At 68.1% G+C, this 6,320-nt stretch carries 4 protein-coding genes; 1 reads left to right on the top strand and 3 read right to left on the bottom strand.

What is annotated here, in order from left to right:
- Window positions 1-525 precede the first annotated feature (525 nt).
- Window positions 526-1,713, top strand: a complete 1,188-nt coding sequence (locus VER16_RS06060; RefSeq protein WP_324806270.1) for a benzoate/H(+) symporter BenE family transporter — start codon at window positions 526-528, stop codon at window positions 1,711-1,713.
- Window positions 1,714-1,760: 47 nt separating this feature from the next.
- Here the strand turns inward: VER16_RS06060 and VER16_RS06055 are convergent, their stop codons facing one another.
- From VER16_RS06055 to egtB, 3 genes are all read right to left on the bottom strand, one after another.
- Entirely contained in the window at window positions 1,761-3,917 is a 2,157-nt protein-coding gene (locus VER16_RS06055; protein ID WP_324806294.1) for a lytic murein transglycosylase, read from the bottom strand.
- Window positions 3,918-4,005: 88 nt separating this feature from the next.
- Complete coding sequence (egtD, locus tag VER16_RS06050; RefSeq protein ID WP_324806267.1) at window positions 4,006-4,986, bottom strand: L-histidine N(alpha)-methyltransferase; 981 nt, start codon at window positions 4,984-4,986, stop codon at window positions 4,006-4,008.
- On the bottom strand, window positions 4,983-6,254 hold the full coding sequence (gene egtB, locus VER16_RS06045; RefSeq protein WP_324806265.1) for an ergothioneine biosynthesis protein EgtB: 1,272 nt from the start codon (window positions 6,252-6,254) through the stop codon (window positions 4,983-4,985). Before egtB ends, egtD begins: the two co-directional genes overlap by 4 nt.
- Window positions 6,255-6,320: the final 66 nt, after the last annotated feature.

The following is a 6,320-nucleotide window of genomic DNA, read 5'->3' as shown; positions in this document are numbered from 1 at the left end:
TAAAACAATTAATAGTTGCTTGATCAAACGTCTGCAAGATGGACAATCATCCTTCCTGCAGGCGCCTTCACAAGATACCTGCGCATACTTTCAAAGATCAGGGGAAGTGGCCTCAGCGCCATTCCCGTGTGCTGCGAAGTTTCCTTCGTAGCGAGCCGCCCATTATAGCCGGCTTTTCCGCTTCGTCAACACCTTTTTCAAGGCCGCCTCACCGGGGTGGACGTTGTTGCCGATGCCGCTTCGTCGTTGGACCCGAAGGCCTTTCGTCGTTGCGAGCCGCCTATTATGCCGGACTTTTCGAGTCCGTCAACACCTTCGTTCGATCATCTCGTCCGCCGGTGTGGCGTCGCTGTTGGCGGGTGACTTCCGGGGAAGCTGCCGCGCCGCAGCAAGGGAGCGAATTCTAGAGATCCTGCCGGATTCGTCAACTGTTTTTTCAGCTGGATGACAACGGCGTTGCCCGCGCGTTGCGCGGTCAACGCCGCAGGCGCTATGTATGTACGGATGCATACAGAAGAGACAACGATGGGCACGCAGGTACGACAGGTGTGGTGGCGCGATCTTTCGGTGCCGGCGATCGTCGCTGGTTTCATCACGGTACTGGTTGGCTTTGCCAGTTCGGCGGTGATCGTGTTCCAGGCCGCACAGGCCGTCGGCGCCGACCAGGCGCAGATCGCCTCATGGATGTGGGCGCTGGGCCTTGGCATGGGTGTGACCTGTATTGGCCTGTCGCTGCGCTATCGGGTACCGGTGGTCACCGCGTGGTCGACCCCGGGTGCGGCCATGCTGGTGGTCGGTGCCGGCGGCGCGTCGCTGTCCGAAGCCACCGGTGCCTTCCTGCTCGCTGCGGTGCTCGGCATGATTGCCGGCTTCTCCGGCATCTTCGCCCGGCTGATGCAGCGGGTGCCGATGGCGCTGGCTGCGGGCATGCTGGCCGGAGTGCTGCTGCGTTTCGGCCTGGACGTGTTCGTGGCCATGAACACCCAGATGCTGCTGGCGCTGGCGATGTTCGCTACCTGGCTGGCCGGGCGCCGGCTGTTTCCGCGCTATGCGGTGATCGCCACCCTGCTGGTCGGCATCATCATCGCCGCCAGCCGTGGGCTGCTGCACGCACAGGACCTGCACCTGGAGCTGGCCACACCGCAGTGGGTGACGCCGTCACTGTCCTGGCAGGCGGTGGCCGGCATCGCCCTGCCCCTGTTCGTGGTCACCATGGCCTCGCAGAACATCCCCGGCGTCGCGGTCATGCGCGCCTCCGGCTACAGCGCACCCATCTCGCCGGTGATCGGCTGGATCGGGGTAGTCAATACACTGCTGGCGCCCTTCGGCGCCTATGCATTGAACCTGGCGGCGATCACCGCGGCGATCTGCATGGGCCGCGACGCCCATGAGAATCCCGACCGTCGCTACACCGCAGCGATGGCGGCCGGTGCGTTCTACATCCTGATCGGCCTGTTCGGGGCGACGGTGGCGGCACTGTTCGCCGCCTTCCCCAGGGAACTGGTGGCCTGCGTGGCCGGTATCGCCCTGTTCGGCACCATCGGCAACAGCCTGGCCAGCGCCCTGGCCGTGGAGCGCGACCGTGAGGCGGCGCTGGTTACCTTCCTGGTCACCGCCTCCGGCGTATCACTGGCGGGTATCGGCTCGGCCTTCTGGGGCCTGGTGGCCGGCTCGCTGTGCCTGCTGGTGCTGCGGCCGCGCACGACGGCCTGATGGGCCAGTGACGCGACCGCAGGACGCCCGTACCGCCGTCGCCGTGCCTACAGCGGTGCTGAGGACAGCACCTGCACCAGTACATGGCGACCGCCGGGGGCCACCGTGATGACATCAGGGCCGGCGTTGGCCGCCTCCAGGCAGACGTAGTCGCGCCAGCCGTCGCCGACGTCGGTCATCTTTGCTGCCGCGTCAGCGCCGGGGTTCCAGGCCACCAGCGCGCGGCTGCCTTCGGTGCGCAGCTCGATGCGGCGCTTGAGCACCGGGTCACGCAGCACATAGCGTCCGCCGGCCGGGCTGTAGATGCGGTCACTGCGGCCGGGATCGCGCGGGTCGCGCAGTGACCACGGTCCCTGCTGGCGGCGGGTCTGGGCGTAGTTCTCGTACTTGTCCTGGTAGGTCACCCCGTCCACGCCGTCCACCTCGACGCGGGTGGCATCGCCCACGCGGAAGTAATTGTGCAGGGCCTGGGTGATGCTGGCCGGAACGCTGCCGGTGTTCTCGGTGACCAGCTGCTGGCGCAGTTCGCGGCCCACCCGCACGGTCATGCTCAGGCGCAGGCCGAGATCCTGCAGGGCCGGCGGGGCGAGGGTCAGCTCGATGCTGCCGTCATCCAGCCGGCGCGCCTGCTGCAGTTCCCACGGCACGGTGCGGACGAAGCCGTGCGCCGGCACATCATTGCCCTGGCCCTGGCGGCCGAAGTACGGCCAGCACACCGGGCTGCCGCCACGGATCGGGGTGGGCAGCTCGGCACGCGTGGGTGAGAGCCACATCACATCGGGCTGCCCCTTGGGCACGAAGGACAGCAGCTGGCCGCCGAACACGCTGATGGCGGCGGTCGCTTCGGGGGTTTCCACCAGCCAGGCATCGAGTCCCTGGAACTGGCCGGTGCTGACACCTTGGATCTGTTGCACGGTGGATCGACTCCGTATGGCCGGCGACTGCGCGGCACTGTAGTTGGGGGGAAGGCTGAAACGGGTGGGCGTGGCCGGCGTGCGCGGTTCGGCCTGCAGGGTGCGCAGGATGCGCTGGCCGGGGCGGCCATCGGCATTGGCCCAGCCCAGGCGGCGCTGCTCGACCTGGATGGCGCGCCGGCTGGCGTTGCCGATCATGCCATCGGCACTGCCGATGTCGTGGCCACGGGCCAGCAGCAGGGTCTGCAGCTGGCGACGCTCGTCGCGGCCGAGGCCGGGGTCATCGGTGGGCCAGGGCGTGGCCAGGCCGCTGCCGCCGCGCAACCGGTCGGCCAGCGTGGCGATGGCCAGCGCGTAGCTTTCGGCGGCGTTGTAGCTGTAGATCGCATCGTAATTGCGGAACACCAGCAACGCAGGCCCCTTGCTGCCGGCGGGCAGCAGCAGGGCCGCGCGGGCGTCGGCCGGCAGGCCCTGCGGTGCCAGGGCGCTGCCATCCAGGCCGGTGATGCCCAGTGCGCGCCAGTCAGCCAGCGCACGACGCTGGGTGCGGCCGGCCAGGCTTGTCTTGAAGCCCTCGGAGATGCGGACTTCCATGCCCCACGGTTCACCGCGGTTCCAACCGGCACGCTTGAGGTAGTTGGCGGTGGAGGCCAGCGCATCGGGGATGCTGCCCACCAGATCGCGGCGGCCATCACCATCACCGTCAACGGCGATACGCGCATAGGTGCTGGGCATGAACTGGGTGTGGCCGAAGGCACCGGCCCACGAGCCGGTCAGGCCCTGCGCCTGCAGATCACCCTGGTCGATCAGTTTGACCAGGGCCAGCAGTTCACCGCGGAAAAAGGGCTGGCGCCGCCCGGCGCAGGACAGCGTGGCCAGCGACTGCAGCAGCGGGCGCTTGCCGAACACGCGGCCGTAATCACTTTCCACGCCCCAGACGGCGACGATGGTCGCTGGATCGACGCCATATTGCGCCGATACCCGCTGCAGCAGATCACGATGCTGCTGCAGCATCGCGCGGCCGTCGTCCACACGTGGGCGATCAACCAGTGCTGCCAGGTAATCCCAGATGGGCGTGGTGAACTCCGGCTGCGCATCCAGCAGCGGCAGCACCGTGGAATCAGGCTGCAGGCCGGCGGTGATCGCGTTGAAGCGATCCGCAGCGATGCCCTGCCTGCCGGCGGTGACCTGCAGTTGCGCCATGCAGCGGGCGAAGGCCGGATCAGCGGCAGGCGCGGGTTGCACCGTCGACGGCGCAGCCAGCGCGGCGGCCAGGCCGAGCGTGGTCATCAAGGGCATGGCGTCCTCCGTGTTGCCGGTGCTGGGGCCATGGTAGCGCGGGTGGTGATGCGCCGCCGGGCATGGCCCGGCGCGACCGTCATGGGGCGGAGGCGCGCAGCAGGCGCAGGCCATATGCGGGATCAGGCGCATTCCAGAGGCCGACGGTTTCCAGGCCGGCCTGCTGCAGCAGGTGGTTGAAGCTGGCATCGGTGTACTTGTGGCTGTACTCGACCCGGATCGGTTCGCCGGCCTGGAAGTGGAAGGTCTGCCCATCCAGATGCACATCCTGCTCGCGCTGGCTGACCAGGTCGGTTTCGATGCGCAGCCGCGCGGTGCTGTAGCGGGCCTGGTGGCGGAAGCCATCCAGGTCGAAGTCGCTGCCCACTTCGCGGTTGAGGCGGGCCAGCAGGTTGAGCGTAAAGGCCGCCGTGATGCCATCGGCATCGTTGTAGGCGGCCTCGATCAATGCCGGGTCCTTGTGCAGATCGATGCCGACCAGTGCCAGGCCGTCATCGCCCATGGTCTGGCGCATCGCGCATAGCAGGGCGATGGCCTCTTCACCGGCAAAGTTGCCCAGGGTGGAGCCGGGGAAGAACAGCAGCCGCCGCGTCGCCGCGCGTTCGGGCACAGGCACCTGCACCGGCCGGGTGAAGTCGGCGCAGACCGGCAGCATTTCCACCTGCGGCAGCGCCGGTGCCAGGTGATCGATGCTGGACAGCAGCGCCGCGCGTGAGATCTCGATGGGGGTGTAGGCCACCGGGTCGTGCAGCGCGGCGAGCAGGCGTGCGGTCTTGCGGCCGCTGCCGCTGCCCAGTTCGACCACGTGGGCATGACTGCCCACGGCACGGGCGATGTCCGGCAGGACCCGGTCCAGCAGGGCCAGTTCGGTACGCGTGGGGTAGTACTCGGGCGTATGGGTGATCTGCTCGAACAGGCGCGAGCCGCGCGCATCGTAGAAATACTTGGAGGGCAGCTGGCGCGCGGCGCGCGAGAGGCCGGCCACGGCGTCGGCCATGATCTGCTGGCGGCCGGGGGTGAGGTCGGTCAGCGCCTGCAGCGCGTCCTGTACGGTACTCATTGAAGATCCTTTGCCAGGCGCACGCCGGAGAACTGCCAGCGCGCCGGTGGCATGAAGAAGTTGCGATAGCTGCTGCGTACGTGGCCCCGCGGAGTGGCGCAGCTGCCGCCGCGCAGCACCCACTGGCCACACATGAACTTGCCGTTGTATTCGCCCAGATTGCCGGCAAACGGCTGGAAGCCCGGATAGGCGCCATAGGCGCTGCGGGTCCATTCCCAGACATCGCCGAACAGCTGGCGCAGGCCTGTGCCCTGCCCTGCGTGCGGGTGCAGGTGGTCGTCGTCGGCGAAGTGGCCGCTGGGCGGCTGCATGGCGGCGGCCGCTTCCCACTCGAACTCGGTCGGCAGGCGCGCCTCATGCCAGCGGGCACAGGCATCGGCTTCGTAATAGCTGAGATGGCAGACCGGTGCGTGGGGATCGAGCGCACGCCAGCCGCCAAGGGTGTATTCGCGCTGCAGGTCGTCATGCCAGTACAGCGGGTGCTGCCAACCTTCGGTCTCGCACAGGGCCCAGCCCTCGCTCAGCCACCAGCGTGGGTCGCGGTAGCCGCCGGCGTCGACGAAGGCGCGGTACTCGCCGTTGCTGAGCGGGCGGTCTGCGATGGCGTGTGCGGGCAGCAGCACGCGGTGGGGCGGCGATTCGTTGTCGTAGGCGAAGGCGGCGTGCTGCGGCCAGCGCGCTGCGCCGACAGTGATGATGCGTTCGTCCTGCGCGACCCAGCCCTGTGCGCTGGCCACGCTGGTAACCGCCGCCAGGTCTGCGCGGTAGGCCGGTTGCAGTGGATTGCACCACAGCGCGTGCTTGATATCGGTCAGCAGCAGCTCCTGGTGCTGCTGTTCGTGCTGCAGACCCAGCTGCAGGTGCTGCAGCGCCTCCTGGCCGAGATCGCCATCGACCAGGCGTGCCAGCACCTGTTCGTCGACGTGCCGACGGTAATCGCGCACCTGCTGCAGGCAGGGCCGCGACAGCAGCCCACGGCGCGGCCGTGCGTGGGCCGGGCCGAGGCTCTTGTAGTAGCTGTTGAACAGGAAATCCCAGGCCGGATCCCACGGCGTGTGGCCCGGTACGCTGGCCAGCACGAAGCGTTCGAAGAACCAGGTGGTGTGGGCCAGGTGCCACTTCGCCGGGCTGGCATCGTCCATGCTCTGCAACATCGCGTCTTCGGCGCTGAGCGGTGCGGCCAGCTGTTGGCTGCGCCCGCGTACGTGGGCGAAGTGGGCGGCCAGTTCACGCTGCGGGGCAGCGACGGCGAGGGTTGCGCTGTCCATGGGCCCAGCTTCGGCTGCGCCGGGTGAGCGCAATGTCATTGCATGAGGTCAGCGCATTCACATGGA

Source organism: Stenotrophomonas sp. (assembly GCF_035634915.1).
Classification (GTDB): Bacteria; Pseudomonadota; Gammaproteobacteria; order Xanthomonadales; family Xanthomonadaceae; genus Stenotrophomonas.
The sequence above is the reverse complement of the archived record's forward strand: the minus strand, read 5'-3'. Positions and strand labels throughout refer to the sequence as shown.

Coding starts and splice junctions, on each gene's coding strand:
- VER16_RS06060 (WP_324806270.1), top strand. CDS start 526: ATGGGCACGCAGGTACGACAGGTGTGGTGGCGCGATCTTTCGGTGCCG.
- egtB (WP_324806265.1), bottom strand. CDS start 6,254: ATGGACAGCGCAACCCTCGCCGTCGCTGCCCCGCAGCGTGAACTGGCC.
- egtD (WP_324806267.1), bottom strand. CDS start 4,986: ATGAGTACCGTACAGGACGCGCTGCAGGCGCTGACCGACCTCACCCCC.
- VER16_RS06055 (WP_324806294.1), bottom strand. CDS start 3,917: ATGACCACGCTCGGCCTGGCCGCCGCGCTGGCTGCGCCGTCGACGGTG.